Source organism: Paucilactobacillus nenjiangensis, from assembly GCF_005405445.1.
GTDB classification, from domain to species: domain Bacteria; phylum Bacillota; class Bacilli; order Lactobacillales; family Lactobacillaceae; genus Paucilactobacillus; species Paucilactobacillus nenjiangensis.
In genome coordinates, this window is the sequence record NZ_BJEB01000040.1 from 1 (window position 1) to 19,547 (window position 19,547).

General features: G+C 39.8%; 17 protein-coding genes and 1 pseudogene. 4 read left to right on the forward strand and 14 right to left on the reverse strand.

The genetic code is table 11. The annotated features are described in order from the left end of the window. Positions 1 to 140: 140 nt before the first annotated feature. Positions 141 to 1,913, reverse strand: a complete 1,773-nt coding sequence (aspS, locus tag FFM59_RS06705; protein WP_137602282.1) for an aspartate--tRNA ligase — start codon at positions 1,911 to 1,913, stop codon at positions 141 to 143. 5 nt (positions 1,914 to 1,918) lie between these two features. Beyond that, complete coding sequence (gene hisS / locus FFM59_RS06710; RefSeq protein WP_137602283.1) at positions 1,919 to 3,214, reverse strand: histidine--tRNA ligase; 1,296 nt, start codon at positions 3,212 to 3,214, stop codon at positions 1,919 to 1,921. A 501-nt stretch (positions 3,215 to 3,715) separates the two neighbouring features. On the opposite strand from hisS, the gene FFM59_RS06715 reads away from it, so the two are divergent. Both FFM59_RS06715 and FFM59_RS06720 read left to right on the forward strand, forming a co-directional pair. Next, entirely contained in the window at positions 3,716 to 4,570 is an 855-nt protein-coding gene (locus FFM59_RS06715) for an N-acetylmuramoyl-L-alanine amidase family protein (protein ID WP_137602284.1), read from the forward strand. An 86-nt stretch (positions 4,571 to 4,656) separates the two neighbouring features. Beyond that, a complete protein-coding gene (locus FFM59_RS06720) occupies positions 4,657 to 5,493 on the forward strand; it encodes a fructosamine kinase family protein (RefSeq protein ID WP_137602285.1) in 837 nt (278 codons plus the stop codon). Between the two features lie 39 nt (positions 5,494 to 5,532). Here the strand turns inward: FFM59_RS06720 and FFM59_RS06725 are convergent, their stop codons facing one another. The 7 genes from FFM59_RS06725 to FFM59_RS06755 all read right to left on the reverse strand — a co-directional run bounded on the left by FFM59_RS06725 (position 5,533) and on the right by FFM59_RS06755 (position 12,621). Further along, positions 5,533 to 6,156 (reverse strand): HAD-IA family hydrolase, encoded by a 624-nt coding sequence (locus tag FFM59_RS06725; RefSeq protein ID WP_170175953.1) that lies wholly within the window; start codon positions 6,154 to 6,156, stop codon positions 5,533 to 5,535. 359 nt (positions 6,157 to 6,515) lie between these two features. Beyond that, positions 6,516 to 6,953, reverse strand: coding sequence for a D-aminoacyl-tRNA deacylase (gene dtd, locus FFM59_RS06730; protein WP_137602287.1), 438 nt, complete (start codon positions 6,951 to 6,953; stop codon positions 6,516 to 6,518). Positions 6,954 to 7,072: 119 nt separating this feature from the next. Then, a complete protein-coding gene (locus FFM59_RS06735) occupies positions 7,073 to 9,313 on the reverse strand; it encodes a RelA/SpoT family protein (protein ID WP_137602295.1) in 2,241 nt (746 codons plus the stop codon). A gap of 141 nt (positions 9,314 to 9,454) precedes the next feature. Then, the gene (locus tag FFM59_RS06740) at positions 9,455 to 9,811 is read right to left on the reverse strand and encodes a hypothetical protein (protein ID WP_137602288.1); all 357 of its coding nucleotides are present in this window, start codon (positions 9,809 to 9,811) and stop codon (positions 9,455 to 9,457) included. A gap of 6 nt (positions 9,812 to 9,817) precedes the next feature. After that, positions 9,818 to 10,567, reverse strand: a complete 750-nt coding sequence (locus FFM59_RS06745; protein ID WP_137602289.1) for a 16S rRNA (uracil(1498)-N(3))-methyltransferase — start codon at positions 10,565 to 10,567, stop codon at positions 9,818 to 9,820. A 20-nt stretch (positions 10,568 to 10,587) separates the two neighbouring features. Further along, positions 10,588 to 11,541, reverse strand: coding sequence for a 50S ribosomal protein L11 methyltransferase (gene prmA, locus FFM59_RS06750; protein WP_137602290.1), 954 nt, complete (start codon positions 11,539 to 11,541; stop codon positions 10,588 to 10,590). A 711-nt stretch (positions 11,542 to 12,252) separates the two neighbouring features. Then, a complete protein-coding gene (locus FFM59_RS06755; RefSeq protein ID WP_225420314.1) occupies positions 12,253 to 12,621 on the reverse strand; it encodes a hypothetical protein in 369 nt (122 codons plus the stop codon). 217 nt (positions 12,622 to 12,838) lie between these two features. On the opposite strand from FFM59_RS06755, the gene FFM59_RS06760 reads away from it, so the two are divergent. Both FFM59_RS06760 and FFM59_RS06765 read left to right on the forward strand, forming a co-directional pair. Continuing rightward, positions 12,839 to 15,673: a YfhO family protein gene (locus tag FFM59_RS06760; protein ID WP_137602291.1), complete on the forward strand. Its 2,835-nt coding sequence runs from the start codon at positions 12,839 to 12,841 to the stop codon at positions 15,671 to 15,673. Between the two features lie 3 nt (positions 15,674 to 15,676). Beyond that, complete coding sequence (locus FFM59_RS06765; RefSeq protein WP_137602292.1) at positions 15,677 to 16,042, forward strand: DUF1304 domain-containing protein; 366 nt, start codon at positions 15,677 to 15,679, stop codon at positions 16,040 to 16,042. 69 nt (positions 16,043 to 16,111) lie between these two features. Here FFM59_RS06765 and FFM59_RS10165 read toward each other — a convergent pair whose 3' ends face one another. The 5 genes and pseudogenes from FFM59_RS10165 to FFM59_RS06785 all read right to left on the reverse strand — a co-directional run. Next, positions 16,112 to 16,417, reverse strand: a complete 306-nt coding sequence (locus FFM59_RS10165; protein ID WP_225420315.1) for a hypothetical protein — start codon at positions 16,415 to 16,417, stop codon at positions 16,112 to 16,114. A gap of 106 nt (positions 16,418 to 16,523) precedes the next feature. Further along, on the reverse strand, positions 16,524 to 17,396 hold the full coding sequence (locus tag FFM59_RS06770) for an APC family permease (protein ID WP_225420316.1): 873 nt from the start codon (positions 17,394 to 17,396) through the stop codon (positions 16,524 to 16,526). Positions 17,397 to 17,500: 104 nt separating this feature from the next. Beyond that, positions 17,501 to 17,901, reverse strand: a pseudogene (gene arsC, locus FFM59_RS06775) (arsenate reductase (thioredoxin)). A gap of 15 nt (positions 17,902 to 17,916) precedes the next feature. After that, positions 17,917 to 18,537 carry a hypothetical protein gene (locus FFM59_RS06780; protein WP_137602293.1) on the reverse strand — a complete coding sequence of 207 codons (621 nt, stop codon included), beginning with the start codon at positions 18,535 to 18,537 and terminating at the stop codon, positions 17,917 to 17,919. A gap of 127 nt (positions 18,538 to 18,664) precedes the next feature. Further along, on the reverse strand, positions 18,665 to 19,547 hold an 883-nt coding region (locus tag FFM59_RS06785; RefSeq protein ID WP_137602294.1), incomplete at its 5' end, for a MurR/RpiR family transcriptional regulator.

A 19,547-nucleotide genomic window follows, 5' to 3' on the forward strand; every position in this document is an offset into this window, starting at 1 on the left:
CATTTGCTCTCCACCCGCATAGCAGGTGGTTTTTTGTTTCGCACACTTGACGTGCTCAACCAAGTCTAAAGACGCAAAAAGACCATTATCACATATAGCGATAATGGTCTGCTAATTTATATAGCATTATTGAATCGAACTTATTCTTCGACGTTTGGGCTCACGAATAGTCCTAAATCAGTTAATTGTTGATCAGAAACTGTTGTTGGAGCTTTCGTCATTGGTTCAGTTGCTTTTGAATTCTTAGGGAAAGCAATCACATCTCGGATGTTTGAACATTTAGCAAGTAACATTGCAAAACGGTCTAATCCGATTGCTAGACCACCATGAGGTGGAAAGCCCATTTCCAATGCTTTTAAGAGATAACCAAAGGCTTTTTCGGCCCGTTCAGGAGTAAATCCTAAGGCTTTCAACATTTTTTCTTGAACTTCACGAGTATGGATACGGATTGAACCGCCCCCTAGTTCGTAACCATTTAAGACAATGTCATAACTTTGAGCGTGAGCCTTATGTGGATCTTCACCTTCGTCAAGATAATGAAGATCTTCTTCATTTGGCATCGTGAATGGATGGTGAGCAGAAATCCAACGTTTGATTCCTTCATCATATTCAAACAATGGCCAGTCAACAACCCAGATAAAGGCAAATTGAGATTCGTCAATCATCCCCATTTCTGAACCAATTGAATTACGTAAGTAACCCAAGGTATCAGAAACAATCTTAAAGTTATCAGCAGCAAACAAAATCAAGTCGCCTTCTTTGGCACCAAGGGCTTCAGAAATTTCAGTTTCCTTAACCTTCAAGAATTTACCAACTGGTCCAGTAAAGCCGTCTGCCGTAATCTTGATCCAAGCCATTCCCTTTGCACCGAAACGTTCGATGTATTGAGTCTTCTTGTCCAAGTCTTTACGTGAATACTTTTCAGCCCCACCAGGTACAACGATAGCTTTAACAAAGCCACCATTTTCAATGGCATTATTAAAGACCTTAAAGTCGATATCTTTAACAACATCTGAAATGTCTTGTAATTCCATGCCGAAACGAATATCGGGCTTATCAGTACCAAAGCGGTCCATTGATTCTTGCCAAGTAATTTGTGGAATTGAGCCAACTTCAACGTCAACTGCATCCTTCATTACTTTCTTCAAGAGCCCTTCAGTCAATTCTTGAATTTCAGGAATTGATAAGAAACTGGTTTCAACGTCAATTTGAGTAAATTCAGGTTGACGGTCACCACGCAAATCTTCATCACGGAAACAACGAGCAATTTGATAGTAACGGTCATAGCCGGCACCCATCAATAGTTGTTTAAACAATTGTGGTGATTGTGGCAAGGCATAAAAATGACCCGGATAGACACGTGATGGCACCAAATAATCACGCGCACCTTCTGGAGATGAAGCAGCCAATTGAGGCGTTTCGATTTCCAAGAAGTCATGGTTATCAAAGTAACTATGAGTAGCACGAGAAATAGCAGCGCGAATCTTTAAATTCTTTTGCATTTCTGGACGACGTAAATCTAAATAACGATATTCCAAACGTAATTCGTCTGAAACGTTAATGTCGTCTTCAATATAAAATGGAGGGTTTTTAGCAGCAGCTAATAAAGTAGCCTTGTGAATTTCAACTTCAACCTTACCAGTTTTCATCTTAGGGTTAATTTCACGTTCAGCACGATTCTTAACGACCCCTTCGACTTCAATTACATATTCATTCCGTAATTTATCGGCTACGGCCCAAGCATCTGCGCCAAATTCTTGACTAAATACTAATTGCACGATTCCTTCTCGATCACGTAAATCGATAAAAATCAATCCACCTAAATCACGACGTTTTTGGACCCATCCTTTTAAAACAACGTCTTGGCCAACGAATTTTTCATCGACAAGGCCAGCATAACTAGTTCTTCTCATATCTTCTACTCCTCAAAATGTTGATCATAAATTTGTGGGAAATCTTCATATACATCTGCTAAGCGAACTGACTCTTCTTCACCAGTCGCCATTGATTTGAAATTAACGGTGCCATTGTCCAATTCATTTTGTCCCAGTGTCATGACAAATTGGGCATGCTCACGGTCAGCACTCTTGAACTGTGCTTTTGGTTTCCGGTCTAAGAAATCACGATCAGCGGAAAAACCAAAACCACGAATGGCTTGGACGAGTTTCAAGGTTTCATGACTCGTTTCTTCACCAATTCCAACCACGTACACATCTAAGTCATTGGCAGTAGGAATTTGAACCCCTTCGCTTTCAAGTAACAAAATCAACCGTTCCAGGCCAATTCCAAAACCAACACCAGAAACATCAGCTGGTCCACCAAATTCTTTAACCAAGCCACTATAACGGCCACCACCACAAACAGTGGTAAATCCTTTACCAAAGGCTTCGGATTCAATCATGATTTCGAAAATAGTGTGATTATAGTAATCCAAACCACGAACCATCGTCTCGTCAATATCAAAGTCGATATTCAATTCAGTTAACAGTGCTTTAACTTCATCAAAATGGTCTTGGGCATCATCAGTTAAGTAATCCAAAATTGATGGTGCATCTTCAACAAATTGTTGATCTTTCGGATCTTTACTATCCAGCACTCGCAATGGGTTCTTTTCTAGTCGTTCCTTAGAATCGTCACTCAATTCATCAAAATGTGGTTTCAAATAGTCAATCAATGCTTGTCGATAATTAGCTCGACTTTCCGCATCCCCGAGTGAATTAACCGCCACGCGCAATCCCTTTAAACCTAACGTTTCAAAGAATTGAATTGCCATCGCGATTACTTCAACATCTAAGGCTGGGCTATCACTACCGAACGCTTCCACCCCAACTTGATGGAATTGACGCTGACGGCCTGATTGCGGACGTTCATACCGGAACATTGGTCCAATATAAAACGCCTTATATGGTTTCGCAAATTCTGGTCCATATAATTTATTTTCAACGTAAGCACGAACCACCCCAGCCGTTCCTTCTGGACGCAAGGCTACGTGGCGGTCACCCTTATCGTGAAAATCATACATTTCTTTTGTCACCACGTCAGATGTATCACCAGCTGATCTGGCAAACACGTCAAAACTTTCAAACAATGGTGTTCTTATTTCGTTATAGCGATAATCGCCAAACAATAAACGAGCCGTTTCTTCAACGAAGTGCCACGTTTCAGATTGTCCGGGTAAAATATCAGCAGTTCCTTTGGGACGTTGATAACGCATATATGCTTTTTCCTCCTAAATTCGTCTAAGTTATCACTGAAAACGAATAAAAAGCACCCCTGTAAAATTTACAAGGGTGCTTTGTTCGCACGGTACCACCTTAGAGTCACTATTTAATAACGTCTTGCGACGGGAATTTCTTCCAACCTCCAAAGTGTCAACTCGGTCATTTGAATGCAAAGCTCTCACCTACGCTTTGCTCTCTTTCAATCAATTGAACCGTGCCCTCTTTATCATCGGCATTTCATATTTAACTTACCTAATAAGGATACTCAAACTGACTAGTAAAGTCAATATGGTTTCCATTTTTGTAAAATTGCATCTATTGATTGATTTAAATCTGGTTTGTGAGGCGATTTTCGGTATAATATATACTATGAGTTTTAATCAATCACCTAATATTTTCAGACCATTTTAATAATTTCCTTGATTTTGTGAAATAATATCCATACACTTATCAAATACTATTAAATGTCTCTCGTCTTAAGGAGCACCATGTAAATGAAGAATTATCGTCCAACTAAACGACAAATTATTCTCACCATCGCCTTCATTGTTGTAGCATTAGGCTTAGTTTTTAGCCTGACTCGCCAAAAAACAATTGTCGTGAGCGTCCAAGACGTCAACGTGCGCTCAGGTCCTGGTTTGAAATACAAATCACTCGAAAAAGTAGATAAGAAGACGCGCTTTAACGTCTTAGATGAAAAAGATAATTGGTACAAGGTCCGGATTAACGATCACAAATTTGGCTGGGTAGCCAGCTGGTTAGTCAATCGCGAAGATAACCTCAAGAAAGCCTCGAACCTGTCGGAAGCTACCATCGTAATTGACGCTGGTCATGGCGGTTCTGATTCTGGAGCCGAGTATAAGGACAGTACCAAAACCAAGTATATGGAAAAAACTTACACGCTCCAAATGGCCAAGGCGGTCGCAACACAACTCCGGGCCCAAGGTGCACATGTCATTATGATTCGTGATACCGACAAGTATGTCAGTCTGAAAAAGATTGCAGCAACCTCCAATAAAGTTTCGGCTGATGCCTTTATCAGTTTCCACTTTGATTCTTCACCAGAACGCAACACTGCCAGTGGTTTAACGACTTATTACTATCATAATGGGGCTTCAAAACAGTTAGCAAAAGCTCTAAATGCCCAATTTGATGGTTTGGCACTCACCAACCGAGGGATCCAATTTGGTAATTTCTACGTGATTCGTTATAATTCACGTCCCGCCGTATTGTGTGAGATGGGATATATCAACGAAACCAAAGATTTCAAAAAAATTAAGAGTAAAACTTATCAGGTCAAAGTGGCCAGCAAAGTGGTCAAAGGTTTACAAACTTACTTCAATAATTAAAGCATCCTAGCGATGCTTTTTTATTTTGGTCTTGAGTGTTATTATGTGGGTGTTTCCAACTACATAAAACTAACGAAGGTGATTTGATGAATCAAGACTGGTTAGCGCAATTGCCAATTACAAATATCATCGACTATCGTGCCGTCAGCGGTGGCGATATTAATGATGCCTATAAAATCGATACAACAGACCATGAATATTTTTTGAAAGTTCAACCAAACAAAACGGCTGATTATTTTGATCATGAAAAAGCGGGCCTCGAAGCGATTGGCAAAGTGGTCAACGTTCCTACCCCGATTGCTCAAGGTCAAATTGATGGCGATGCTTATTTACTATTGAACTGGATTAATTCTGGGGATGGTTTTCAATCAGACTTGGGCAGTGCCGTCGCTAAGATGCACCTAGTTCACAATGATAAATTTGGCTTTGACTATAACCACCAATCAAAAGCAGTGGTCAAAAACAATCAATGGCAAACTTCATGGGCGAAATTTTATAGTGAGCAACGACTTGATATGGTCGCCCGTTTGGCCAAAGAAAAACACGTCTGGAATGCAACTCGGCAAGCTGGATTTGACAAGATGAGAGCGGCGTTTGTGGATTACTATCAAACGCATGATGTGGTGCCTAGCTTATTGCATGGAGACTTATGGTCTGGCAATTACATGTTTGAAGCAGATGGCACTCCCACTCTGATTGATCCTGACGCACTCTATGGTGACCGCGAATATGATTTGGCAATGACCACTATTTTTGGTGGCTTTGACCAAGATTTTTACGATTCCTATAATCAAGAATATCCACTGGAACCTGGTTTCCAAGAACGATTACCTTGGTATCAATTCTATTATCTAGGATTTCATCTTGTACTATTTGGCGAAACCTATGGCGGTTCTGTTGATAGAATCTTAAGTCAGTATTAAAAAATGCACTGAGAATTTTTATTCTCGGTGCATTTTTGTTTATTTAATCCATTGTTCAATTTCTTTCATCGTGTGAACACGATGATTTGGATTGGCTTTGGTTTCTATTAGGTCATCTGGATCAAATAAAATACCTTCAATACCAGCATTATGAGCAGCATTGATATCCATATCCCGGTCACCGACCATCACTGCATCCTCTCTAGGTACTAAATTAGTATCAATTAAATGATTTAGTGAAGTTGGATCTGGCTTCTTTGGAAATGGATCATCCGCCGTGACAAAATCGCTGAACATATTCAATAGTCCGTCTAATTTCATAAAGTTTAAGCCAGTCCGATTACGATGAGTTAATAAGTAATTCTTCCCACCGTGATCAATGACGGCTTGTAAAACTTCTCGTGTACCCTCAGCCATATTGGGATGAGTATATTGTTTTTCAATTGGGTAGTAGATTGCTTCCATTGCATTAATATCTAAATTATTTTCTTTAGCAAAAATCACAAAGGCATTACCCAAGGTATCTTGACGCATAATTTCATAACTACGACGCTTTTGCGCAGGTACGTTAAAGTGTTCCAGCATTTGGTTGAATGAATCTACCATTTGCGGATAAGTATCATATAACGTGCCATCTAAATCCCAAAAGAAATTTCTATACATCTGAAACCCTCCATTTTGATAAAAATACTTAATTAAAAATTTGTCGGTGCTCAGTAGCTGGACAATGTCGTTAGCACTTATTTTAACGGCTCTCTCCATTAGCTTCCTCCGTCTAACTTTGTTCAACTCGATTTAATAATTCGAAATCATTCGTTGAACTTTGTTAGTACTCGGTAGCTGGACAATGTCGCTCGCACTTATTTTGTAACGGCTTCTCAATTCACACCGATTTGCGCTTTTTTTAACGGCTCTCTCCATTAGCCACTTCCGTCTAACTTTGTTCAACTCGATTTCATAATTCGAAATCATTCTTTGAACTTTGTTAGTACTCAGTAGCTGAGCAATGTCGTTCGCACTTATTATTTCTCATACCAAATCGTTGTTGGACCATCATTTTCTAGTTCAACTTGCATTTCAGCTCCAAAATGACCAGTTTCAACATGAATGCCTTCAGCGCGAAGCTTTTCATTAAATTTGTTATATAACGGTTCAGCAATATCTGGACCAGCTGCATTTGAGAAGCCAGGACGATTGCCCTTTTTGGTATCAGCGTACAAAGTAAATTGTGAAATTGATAAAATCTCACCATCAACATCGTTTAAACCAAGGTTCATTTTTCCATCAGCATCTTCAAAAATTCGAACGTTCACAATTTTATGAACTAAGTAATCCAAGTTTTCTTCTGTATCATCAGGTGCAATCCCAACTAATAACATAAATCCTTGCTTGATAGAACCCACCACTTCGTTTTCAATCGTGACTTTCGCGTGGTTAACTTTTTGCAATACAACTCGCATGTGGTGCCTCCTAGAAAATATTTAACATATGTATAACCAGAAACATCTCATGCAAGCAATGGTTTACTCACACAAGATGTCTTGGTACATCTATCTAAATCTTTACACGTTTCAATCACTTAGTGAATAGCCCGCTTAATAACATAAACATCAGGAATATTCTTCAAGTTGTCAATGATGCGTTCCAAATGTTCACGATTGCGAACACCAAATGAAGCACTGATGGTAACCATCTTATCGTGATCAACTTTTCCATTCACAGAGTTCAAATATTTTGTACTATTGTTAATTGTTTTTAAGACATCGTTCAACAAACCATTCCGGTTATAACCTTGAACTTCCAGATCCGCACTATAGTTGGAGTTATCACCGTCTGGGTTTTCCCATGAAACAGCAATTAACCGTTCACCGTGTTCTTCGGCGGCTTTGATATTCGGACAATCGACGCGATGAACTGAGACTCCACGTCCTTTGGTAATATATCCTTCAATCTCATCCCCGGGAATTGGACTACAACAGTGACTCAAACGAACCAACAGATTATCCACACCTTCGATAATTACGCCACCTTGAGCGGTCCGCTTTTTCTTTTCGGTATGAGAAACTTCTTTTTCATCTGACAGTGTCTTGTGGTCTTCAAGCAATTCCTTTTCAGCTTGACGCTGACGATCACTTTCCTGTTGTTTACGTGCATCTTGTGAGAAACGGTTGGCAACCCCTTTAGGTTGAACATCCCCAAAGCCAATTGCCGCAAACATATCATCACTGGAGCTGTAATGTAACTTGGTGGAGATTTCACTCGATTTATCTGGTGTGACAATCTCTTTTGGATTGAAACCATCATCACGTAATTGATGTTCAATCATTTCTTTACCGTTCAAAATGTTCTTTTCACGGTCAGCTTGACGGAAGAATTGTTTAATCTTATTCCGAGCGCGACGAGTATAAACTAGGTTTGCCCAATCACGACTAGGACCAGATGAAGATTGTGAAGTTAAAATATCAACAATATCACCAGTTTGAATCTCGTAATCGAGTGGCACAATTTTGCCATTGACCTTAGCACCGGTCGTCTTGTTCCCGACTTCAGTGTGGATCGTGTAAGCCATGTCCAAGGGACCAGCTCCTTTAGGCAATTCAAACACATCACCTTTGGGCGTAAATGCGTACACGCGATCGGTAAAGATATCACCTTGAACACCTTGCATGAATTCATCGGCATTCGAAGTTTCACTTTGAAGTTCTAAAATTTCTTTGAAAATGTTCAATTTTTTGTCAGACTCATTGGATTTCACACCAGAAGTTTTGCCTTCTTTGTAGGCCCAGTGAGCCGCAACCCCAAATTCAGCAACTTCGTGCATTTCGTGGGTTCGAATTTGAACTTCCAACGGACGGCCTTCAGGACCAACGACCGTGGTATGCAATGATTGATAGCCATTGACCTTTGGCATCGCAATATAATCTTTGAAACGACCAGGCATCGGTGTCCAACGAGTATGAATGGCACCAAGAACGGCATAACAATCCTTAATTGAATCCACGACGACCCGAATGGCTAATAAATCATAGATTTGACTGAACTGTTTGTGTTGAGAAACCATCTTCCAATAAACCGAATAAATATGCTTAGGCCGACCATAGATTTTGGTTCCTGGTCCTAAATCAAGATCTTCAATTGCACCTTGAATTTCTTTAATGGCATCTTCAATATAATCAATTCGTTGATCACGACGAGAGTTCATTAAATGAACAATCCGGTAATATTGTTGAGGATTGAGATAACGTAACGATAAATCTTCCAATTCCCATTTAATCGTACTGATACCTAACCGGTCAGCGATTGGCGCGTAGATTTCAAGCGTTTCATTAGCAATTCGTCGTTGTTTGTCGGGACGTAAATGCTGCAACGTCCGCATATTATGCAACCGATCGGCGAGCTTAACAATCATCACCCGAATATCTTTAGACATTGACAGCAATAACTTTCGATGGTTTTCGGTCATTTGTTCTTTAGTCGATTTATATTTGATTTTACTTAGTTTAGTGTCCCCATCAACAATCAGAGCCACGTCATCACTAAATAAAATCCGGATGTCTTCAATCGTGACACCGGTATCTTCAACTAAATCGTGCATGTATCCAGCAGCTACGGTTTCTGGGTCCATATGTAAATTAGCTAAAATTCCCGCCACTTGAATAGGATGAACGATATATGGTTCACCCGATTGTCGTACTTGTCCATTATGTGCTGTTTCCGCAAAATGATGAGCCCGTTCAACGATTTCAACGTGTTCAGGATTCATATAAGTTTTTACAATTTTTATGACATCTGCATGTGTCATATTTTGTTCATGTGCCATTTGCCACCAACTTGCTTTCATTATTATCAATGTAAATTTCTATAATTATACCTTTTTACGGTACAAATGTGAACTTCAATGAATGTTAATTAAAATTTATCAGAATGTAAAAAAAGCCCTCAACGAATTGGGCTTGTTGGGTTACTCTTTTGGTCGGCTCATTGACCAGGCAAGATATGAAATTAGTAAGTAAATTGGGCCAAAGTAATACATATATTTAGGTAAAATCAGGTATGCCAGAATAGAAAACACCAATGGAAAAATTAAAATTTGTAATCCATTACTTTCATGTTTTTGGATCCACAATCCTAAAATGGCCGCATAAATAAAATTAATCAGCATTAACAGGATTGGTACCCCGATTAAGCGCACTTTTACGATGGGCATATATTCAGTTAATAAGGGTGTGATAATTCCAATCAAAACCGCATGGACGATGATGGTCAGATCAAAGTTGCCCAAATTAATTGATGGTTTTCTTACAGATAACTTCTTCATAAATAATTATTTCTCCAATTCAAAATGATACGAAATTGCAGACAACACATAAAGTGGCGCAGTTTCTGTTCTTAAAATACGTGGCCCTAACCCGGCAGGGACCACCTGATATTGACTCATAATTTCAACTTCAGCTTCGGAAAGTCCCCCTTCAGAGCCAAAAATCGTGAGTAAAGTTTGACCCGTGGCCAATTGCTCCAAAGATTGGACGAGTTGGGCTTGTTCACCTTGTTTAGCAGATTCTTCCCAGGCAACTATTTTAACATCGGCAGATTCATTTTCAAGTAGTTGTTTGAGATTGTTGTAGTATACAATTTCAGGTATAACTTGACGATGCGACTGTTCGGCTGCTCCACTGGCAATTTTTTGTAATCGTTCAATTTTGCGAGCTTGCTTAGCAGGTGCCCATTTAGCAACGGAGCGTTCAGTATCAAAGAAGACGATTCTGGTGGCCCCTAATTCGGTCGCTTTTTGCGTAATCAGTTCCGCCTTGTCACCCTTCGGCAAGCCAGAGGCAATCGTCACCTTAACGGGCAGTTCAACATTGACGTCAAGCTGCTGATCAATTTGAGCAAATGTGTGCACATCATCGATGCGAGTCACATGTGCTAAGTAAACTTGCTCATCGGCCAATACGATTTCAAACTTGGTATTCACCTCTGCTCGCAAGACAGTCGTTAAATGGTGGGCGATGTCTTTGGGCAATTCCAAATCTTCCGTCGGCTTATTCACTTGAGATAAAAAATATCGTTGCATAATCTTGTCCTTTATCGGAATTAATCTTCATCGGGTAATGGTTTAACAGCGATGATTCCATACCAATCTTTAATTCTGAGTGTTTCTCGAACTTCAAAGCCATTCTCAATTAAAGTGGTTTTAATCAAGTCAAACTTGTCGGCAATAATGCCAGAAGTCAGGAATTTTCCACCCGGCTTCAAGTTTTCAAATGCTTGTGGCACTAATGGCACAATAATTTCGGCCAAAATATTAGCGACAATCAAGTCTACTTGGGTGTGGATACCATCCAATAAGCTATTGGCGCCAATGGTAATTGGGGCGGCATCTGGATTTAATTTGATATTTTCAAGCGCAGAATCCACAGCGACTTGATCCAAATCATACGCTTGAACTTCGCCGGCACCGAGTAAGCGTGCAGCAATACTCAAAACGCCAGAACCAGTTCCCACGTCAATCACCGATTCACCACCACGAATCTCCATTTCCAATGCTTGTAACATTAAGGTCGTAGTTGGATGCGTCCCAGTGCCAAAGGCCATCCCTGGATCTAAATGAATCAATTTTTCATTTGGTTGTTCAACTTCATAATCAATCCATTCCGGAACAACGGTTAAGTCATGTGTAATACGGACGGGCTTGTAATACTTCTTCCAAGCCGTGGCCCAATCTTCATCATCAACGGCCGCAGACACCACTTGACCAGAACCTGGATTTAACCCAAATTCACGTAATTGTTCTACGCGTTGCTTAATCGTTGGTAAAATTTCAGGGACAAACACATCTTGTGGAAAATAGGCGGTCACTTGTGCACCAGTCTTCAAATGTGGAATTGAATCAGCAGCGACAATTTCACCAAACTTGCCAGCCTTCAAATGATCAAAATCTTTGGAATCTTCAATTTTGACCCCTGTGGCACCAGAATCATCTAAAATGTAGCTCACTGCTTCAACTGCTTCGCTTTCAGTAATGACGGTTACTTGTGTCCATTCCATTTTGTGCACCCTTTTTCTGTTAGTTTAACTATCACATTATCCTACAAATTTATGAAGAAATTTTGAATATCTCTATTTTACTTAAATCTGCCGTTGATTAATAGACACTAATTGTATATCTTGTATCGATTATTATTCAAGTTTATCTCAACTTTCACAAATAATTAATCAAGTTGACTGTTAAATCAGGTTTGCAGAAACGCGTTCCATCTATCAAAGCATTCAGTTTAACTCAATAATTTAAATTTGCGCTTCATAGTCGTGCTTTTCTTTTCAATCATCTCCGTCTAGCCTTAAATTTCTTAAATGCCTAACCCGCATCCTTCTACTTAAGTTGGACTAAACGCGTTCCACCTATCAAAACATTCAGTTTAACTCAATAATTTAAATTTGCGTATCCTAGTCGTGTGATTCTTTTCAATCATCTCCGTCTAGCCTTAAATTTCTTAGATGCCTAACCCGCATCCTTCCACTCAAGTTGGACTAAACGCGTTCCACCTATCAAAACATTCAGTTTAACTCAATAATTTAAATTTGCGCATCCTAGTCGTGTTCTTCATTTCAATCATCTCCGTCTAGTCTTAAATTTCTTAGATGCTTAACGCGCATCCTTCGAAATTTTTCACTAGTACTCAATGATTACCGAAAAGAATCACACTCTTAAAATACAAAAAAACACCCAATTTTAATTTAATCAAAATTAGATGTCTATTATTTGTTCTGGCTTGGAGCGTCATCATCAATGAAATCTTCTTCACTGTCTTCGGCCGCTTGAGAATGCCCCACATTCTTCAAGATATTCGATTGTAAATGACTCTCAAGGTAATCAACCAATTCCGCTTCAGTTTTGAAGATACGTGGTCGGTGTTGTTTGTGTAAACGTAAATCAATTTCAATGATTTTTAACCGACCCGTCCATGAATGGGAATATCGGATGATTACCCGGTTATTTAATTCACGCTTGCCAAATTTGAAAACGTAAACGTGTTGCGTCGTCATCATTGGTCGAATGTATTCTTTACGATACTTAATATCATTCTTACGCATAAATTCTTTGGTTCTTTCTAACACAGTAATCACCTCCCAGTAATTGATCCTTTATAACTGTAAGTTAACATACTACTTGATTTATTGCCCATTGTAAACCCTTTTGCCTGCTAAAATCATTATTAATTTCTTATTTTATTGGTAATCGTTTCAAAAACTTAAATATATGGTCAATTTTTGACCTTTAGCTATCTTTTGAGCTAAAATGAATAGCATTGAAACGTATAAAATAATGAACTGAGGACCTCCAATGGCTCTAATGCAACGACTTAAAACAAATTTGTACCTGCAATATACGGTGGCCTTTATCGTGTTGGCCATCTTTATTTTCGCAATTGTTCCAATCACTGGTTCGACCTTGATTTGGAATTCAGACGGAATTACCCAACATTATCCAGCACTAGTGTATTGGCGAAAGATGTTGAAAGGACTGGTCTTTAGCCACCATCTGTGGAGCCAATGGGATTGGAACATTGGACTGGGAACTGATACCATCCAGACATTTGCTTACTATGTGATGGGCGATATCTTTACGTACCCATCAATTTTCTTCCACCAAGATCAAATGGTCGCCTATTATTCAGTGATGGTTGTGATCAGACTGTTTTTGATTGGCCTATCGTTCATCTTCGTGGCCAAGCGCTTGATACCAGGTTCAAAGCACTTTGCCTTGGTCATTGGATCGATTATCTACACTTTTTCCGGGTATACAGCGTACGTCACGTTTGCACATCCTTTCTTTCTCAATCCGCTAATCATTTTGCCTCTCCTAATCCTAGGCTTATATAACGCGTTAAACCATCAACGTTACATCTTGTTGATTGTCTCGGTCGCCTGGGCGTTATTCAATAACTTTTACTTGGGGGCTATGTTGGCTCTCGGAATGATAATTTATTGGCTCATTCTCTTAATAAGTACGAAAAAATATCGCAAATTGGTTTTAAATCTTAAATTAATTGGTGCCGTTGTTGTCGGTGCGGGCTTAAGTGCCCTGCTGTTACTACCTTCACTAGTTCAATTAATGCGTTCGGCGCGAGCCACCAGTGAACTGGCCAACGGACTCACCTTCTATCCGTACTCTTATTATTTCACCTTACCAGGTCTCGCAATTAGTAACGCTAACCGCCCTTACTGGGTGACTGGTGGAATTTTGACGTTAGGAATCATTGCAGTCATTTGGTCATTGCGGCGCTTCAAGGAACATTTAGCCATTAATATCACTTTTATTGTGGGCTTTGTGATTTTGATGTTCCCAACCTTAGCGGCCTTAATGAATGGAGGCTCGTCACCTTCCAATCGCTGGGCTCAGATGCTTTTGTTTCCAATTGCGATTGTGACTATTTACATGATTAACGATTTGGATTCACTGCACCGCCGAGATTACTATTGGTTTACTGGTTATGGCATTCTAGCGGTCATTAGTCTGTTCATGGCAGATAATTTTGCCTTTACCTATGATTTAGGTGGCGTCGCTGCGATTTATTTTGTCACAATCTTCATCCTGTTATTCGCCAAGTTACCAGTTCATTTTAAACATAAAGCACAGCTGATTGCCGCTTCGCTAGTCATTTTGGTTTCATTTAATGCCATCGTGATTATGCGTGATCGCCACGCCAATCAATATTCGATTGATGACACGATGCTAGTTTCATCCAGTCAGGCTCATCAACTCACCTCGTCACAAAATTCATTTGAAGAAGCCATCAAGGAAACTGAAACCACGGGACGTTCTTCAATTGATAATCAATTATCGAATTTAACTGGTGATTCTCCGGCTGATAATTTGGCCATTTTAGCCAATACCTTCAACATCAACAGCTATTGGTCATTACAAAACAAATACGTTGATTCACTCAGCAAAGCCTTAGAAAACAATACCAATAATCCAAATGATGCTGTTAATACCGCCGATTATCGAACTACCTTCTTACACTTACTAGGAGTGTCAAACGTCTTCTTAACTGATGACAATACTGCTGAACCGGCTAATTACGAAATCACTTCCAATGTCACTAATAGTCAACGTTTGTATAATACAACTACTACCATGCCATTGATTTATCAATCATCTGGTACCATGTCATCAGCGGCTTTTAAGAAACTCAGCCCTAGTGAACGTGAAGTCGCTTTGATTAATAACACGGTGTACAAGAATGCGAAGAATAAGGTTGCTAAAACCTTGCTGAATAAGGTCCAACAGTTGAAATTCTTCTCATTACCTCAAACTTCAGCCAAGACACAGCATATCAAAGTTAAATTACCAACTTCTGATTACACGCCTACCTCGTACTCGATTGAAATTCCTAAATTCGTTAAAGGTTACGAACTTCATGTCCGCTTGACGAATATTAAATACACTGCTGGCACTTTGAAGAATCGCTATAATAATGCGCTTAACAACTATATTGAAAAGCATAACCAAAAGATCATGTACGAAAATGATGATACCGATAACCGCTACAATACTGGCCTGTATCAACTCGGCTGGTTACGTACGAACCTCTTTAACATTTCACCAACTACTGGCTCTACCGGTGCCTTTACCATTGACGCGACGTATGGTAAAACTACCAATACTTTCGAACAAGTTGGTAGCGAAAATCTGTCATTTTATAATCCAAAATCTTCGACCACCCTCAATCTGGGGACCATCACTTCTAAAAAAGATAACTTCAGCTTGCATATGAGCAACCCTGGAACCTATGAATTTGATATTGAACTCGAAGCTGTGCCAACTGGAACTAGCCTAGATAACGCCATCAAAGCCAATCAGGCCGCTTCTAAGATTAAGATTGATAAAAATACAGTTACCGCCAATTACCATGCGAATTCAAAAACCATCTTAGCAACTTCGATTCCATATTCGGATGGTTGGAAACTCGCCGGTTATTATGGTAAACTACCACGTGTTAACAAAGCGTTTGTGGGAATTCCGGTTAAAGCTGGTACCAATCACATTAAACTGACCTACAAAACGCCATTTGCTCAATTAGGGATCATTATTAGTCTGATTGCCTTAATCGCCACAATCATTATCGCGATACTAGAATTACTCAAATCTAAAGCTCCACGGAAGGACACTTAACTTATGCAAATCGCAGTCATCGTACTCTCAGTCATCATCGGAATTGAACATATCGGGTTCATGTATATCGAAATGTTTGGTAAACCAGAACTCCAAGCTAAATCGTTTGATATGGATCTCGATTTTGTGCAACAACCCGCCGCGCAAACCGCCCTCAAAAACCAAGGTATCTATAATGGTGCTTTAGGGGCAATGTTACTCATTAGTTTGTTCGTCTTCATTGGCGACGTTAAGTTTGGCGTCGTTGAACTAATTATGATGTTCATCGCAATTGTTGGTTGTTATGGTGGTGTCACCGTTTCAAAGAAAATTTTCTTTGTTCAAATGACTCCCGCTCTAATTACGTTAGCATTGAGCATATTAATTTAATTGCTATATACAATATCTTTTAATAACGCGTTATTAGATCAATTAAGTCAGCTAGTTTTAGCTGGCTTTTTATTTTGCTTTGGCTGGATTTTTCGCATTTAGGCAATAAATTACGCCACCAATGATTGCTGCCCCAGCGGCTAAGGCTAAACTAATCCAGTTAAAACTAAACATCAGATAGACAATGATGATAATTGAAATAATTGGAATCGCTAAGCCAAAGGGAATCTGCATCCCCTTTGGCAAACTCTTATCGTTTCTCAGTTTGATCAGCGATCCAATTGTTGCCAGATATTGAACGAATGAACTGAGCACAATCAATTTAACCAAGAACAAGTAACTCCCACTCAAAATTAATAGTGCTGCCAGTCCCATGGTTAAGATAATCGATACTAATGCCGATCCATTCTTAGTGGTTTTGCCGACAATTGCTGGCAGTAAATGCTCATCACTTGAAAGTGAAGCTAGGCCTGAGGTGGTGTCAAACGAGACGGCTAACGGCCACCCCGATGGTGGAAATCATAATCCCTACCAATACGACCATTCGGCCAGCTATCCCAAAGACTTGATTAAAGACCGTCGCAATTGGCATTGTATCGCCAGCTAAACTGCTGTGTTGCAATAAAATCAAAATAAATTGGACGGCAGCGTAAATAATTCCAACCGTGGAAATTGAAATAATCAGTGCTCGCGGAATCTTCTTTTCAGGATTGGTCATTTGTTTGGCAGCAATCAGTAAGAAGGAAAAACCAGTAAACATATAAAAAGCGGTACTGAACGTGCCGGTAAAATCACTAGCTTTCACTGGAGTTGCTTGAGGAACCGCCACACTGGTTTTACTGAGCAGCCACACTCCGACAATGATAAAGGCAATCAGTAACGACACCTTAATGGCGCTGGAGAGGTTATCAAAAATCTTAATAATATCGGTTCCGGAAATATTAATTACCACTAGTAACAAAATAATCGCCATTCCGACGGCATCAAAAATCCACTCCCCATGAACATCGACTAGCACACTTTTCAGGACCGTTTGAAAGGCCGCAATCTCCGCACTAATCGTAATCACACCTAATAACCAGCCAAACCACCCAGTTTGAAATCCACCTAGAGGTCCAAATGCCCGTGAAGCATACGCATATGCACCACCTTCTGCATCAATTTTAGAAGCCATCACCGCATAGTTCATCGCAATTAAGAGTGTCGAAAACCCGGCCATCAAGATGGCCACAATACTCAACATGCCACTTTGACGATATAAAGTACCCGGCAATAAGAAAATGCCAGATTCAACAATTCCGTTAATACCCAACAAGATAATACTGCTAAATGACAAGCTCTTTGTCTTTGTCATGCCCATCCCCCCAGTATCTGTCACCCTCATTGATCACCCTAACTGTACCAAAAAAGCCCGCAAAAATCAGAAATCTGATATTGTGGGCTTTTTGCTATATACAATTATGCTAATTTTGCGACTCGTTGCTTGATTTCATCGCGCACCGCCCGGAATTGAGCAAATTTCTCAACTTCCGTACCTGTGGCTTGAGCAGGATCGGCTAAATCCCAATGTAAGTGAGTGATTGATGCAGGAATGACTGGACACTTATCACGTGCGTCCCCACATAACGTCACAATCAAATCTGACGAGTAAAAATAAGCTTGATCAATCAACGTGGAAGTTTGTTGACTGATATCAACTCCATCTTCAGCCATTACCTTGACTGCATTTGGATTTAAGCCATGTGTTTCCACACCAGCACTCGCCACACAAAGTCATCACCTAACAATGCGTGACCATAACCTTCTGCCATTTGACTCCGACAAGAGTTACCAGTACATAAGAAATATATCTGTGTCATTCACTTTACCTCGGTTTAATTTGTTGATAACCGATTACGATCAATTTTACCTTCGACAACTTTAATCGGAATTCGTACTAGGGCTGGCTGCCCCTTACCATAACCATCCACGTAAACTTCGCGGTGTTCAGTTTGACTCAACTGAGTCAATTCACGGGCGTACACTTCTGATTCGAGTTTATAAATCGTATCGGCAATATTGCCATCGGTATAACTTTGAATTTCCGTTCCTTCGGCCATCCGGACATACTTAATCCGAGCTAGTAATTTAGCATCCAGATCTAATTGCTCAATCGCCGCATGGAAAAATTCTTCCGGTACCATATTCGGTTGCTTGATCCACAATTGAAAGTTAGTCCGTTCTTCTAAATTACCACCTGACCACATGGCCTGTAATGGATAAGGACGATAGGTGCGGAAGCCCGGAATGTTGACGCCGCCATCGGGTCCTTCACTAATTTTAGCAGCAATTGTCGACAGTGCATCTGCCAAGGCCAAGAACTCCTTGTCCGAAGTCTTATCTTTAGCTGTGCCACTGGCGGTAATATAATTTCGTTCGTTCAATTTTACAAAACTGATTTCAGAGTCATGCGAATATTCTTCATCTTCAAATACTTGCCAATCAAATTGGTACATGATCCATCATCTCCTTTTCATTTCAGAGATAGTGTACCTTATTCCAACCATAAATCAAAAGAATGTGATTTATACAAATACTTGTATGATACAATCATTGATTTTAAAGTATATTTGCTATATACAACTAGTTTTGAGATTTATCTTCAATAATTGACTCAATCGTTTTTTGCATACTCCAGTTGTATTGCTGATTTTCCAATAACAGCCGCGACAAAATATCAATCGCATACGTAATGGCAAATTGGGAGTTAATAAAGCGCCCTTCAGCGAGTTTGGTACTATCTTCAACGTGTAAAGTTAACAAACTGGCCTGATTAATCGGTCCAATCATATCGCTCGTAATTGCTGCTGTTTTGGCACCATTCTTTTTCGCATTCAATAAGGCACGATTAACTTCGATGGTATTACCAGAATTAGAAATCCCAATCACTAAATCATCGCGATTCATGATATTTGAAGTAATCAACATCATGTGACTTTCAGTCGCCGTCACGGTTTGAATACCCATCCGAATCAATCGTTGGCCAAATTCTTCGACGTTATAGCCGGAACTACCGAGTCCATAAATAAACACTCGGCGACTATCACCAATCCACTTCACCAATTTTTCAATATCTGCCTGGTTCATTTTTTCTTGAGTTTGAGTTATCACATGTTGATATAGGTGGTAAATCTCGACTGAAGTTCGTTCATCTTCATCAGATTCACCTTGGACCCCGCTGACCGTAACTGGATCTTGAGTGTTCGTAAATTGTAAACGAAAATCAACGAAGTTCTTGCAGCCAATTTTTTTGACAAAGCGTGAAATAGTTGATTTACTGACGTCTAATTCATTCGATAGTTCTTCGATTCCCATCGTGCGAATCGCATCCCCTTTTTGAATCACCGCTAGCGCTACTTTTTGTTCCTGTGTTGATAGAAACGAATATTGTGGGCCTAGAATAAAAAGTGTACAAGTTAAATAGAGACTCTGATTTAGTATAATTAAGGAAGTAAATTGGAGGATC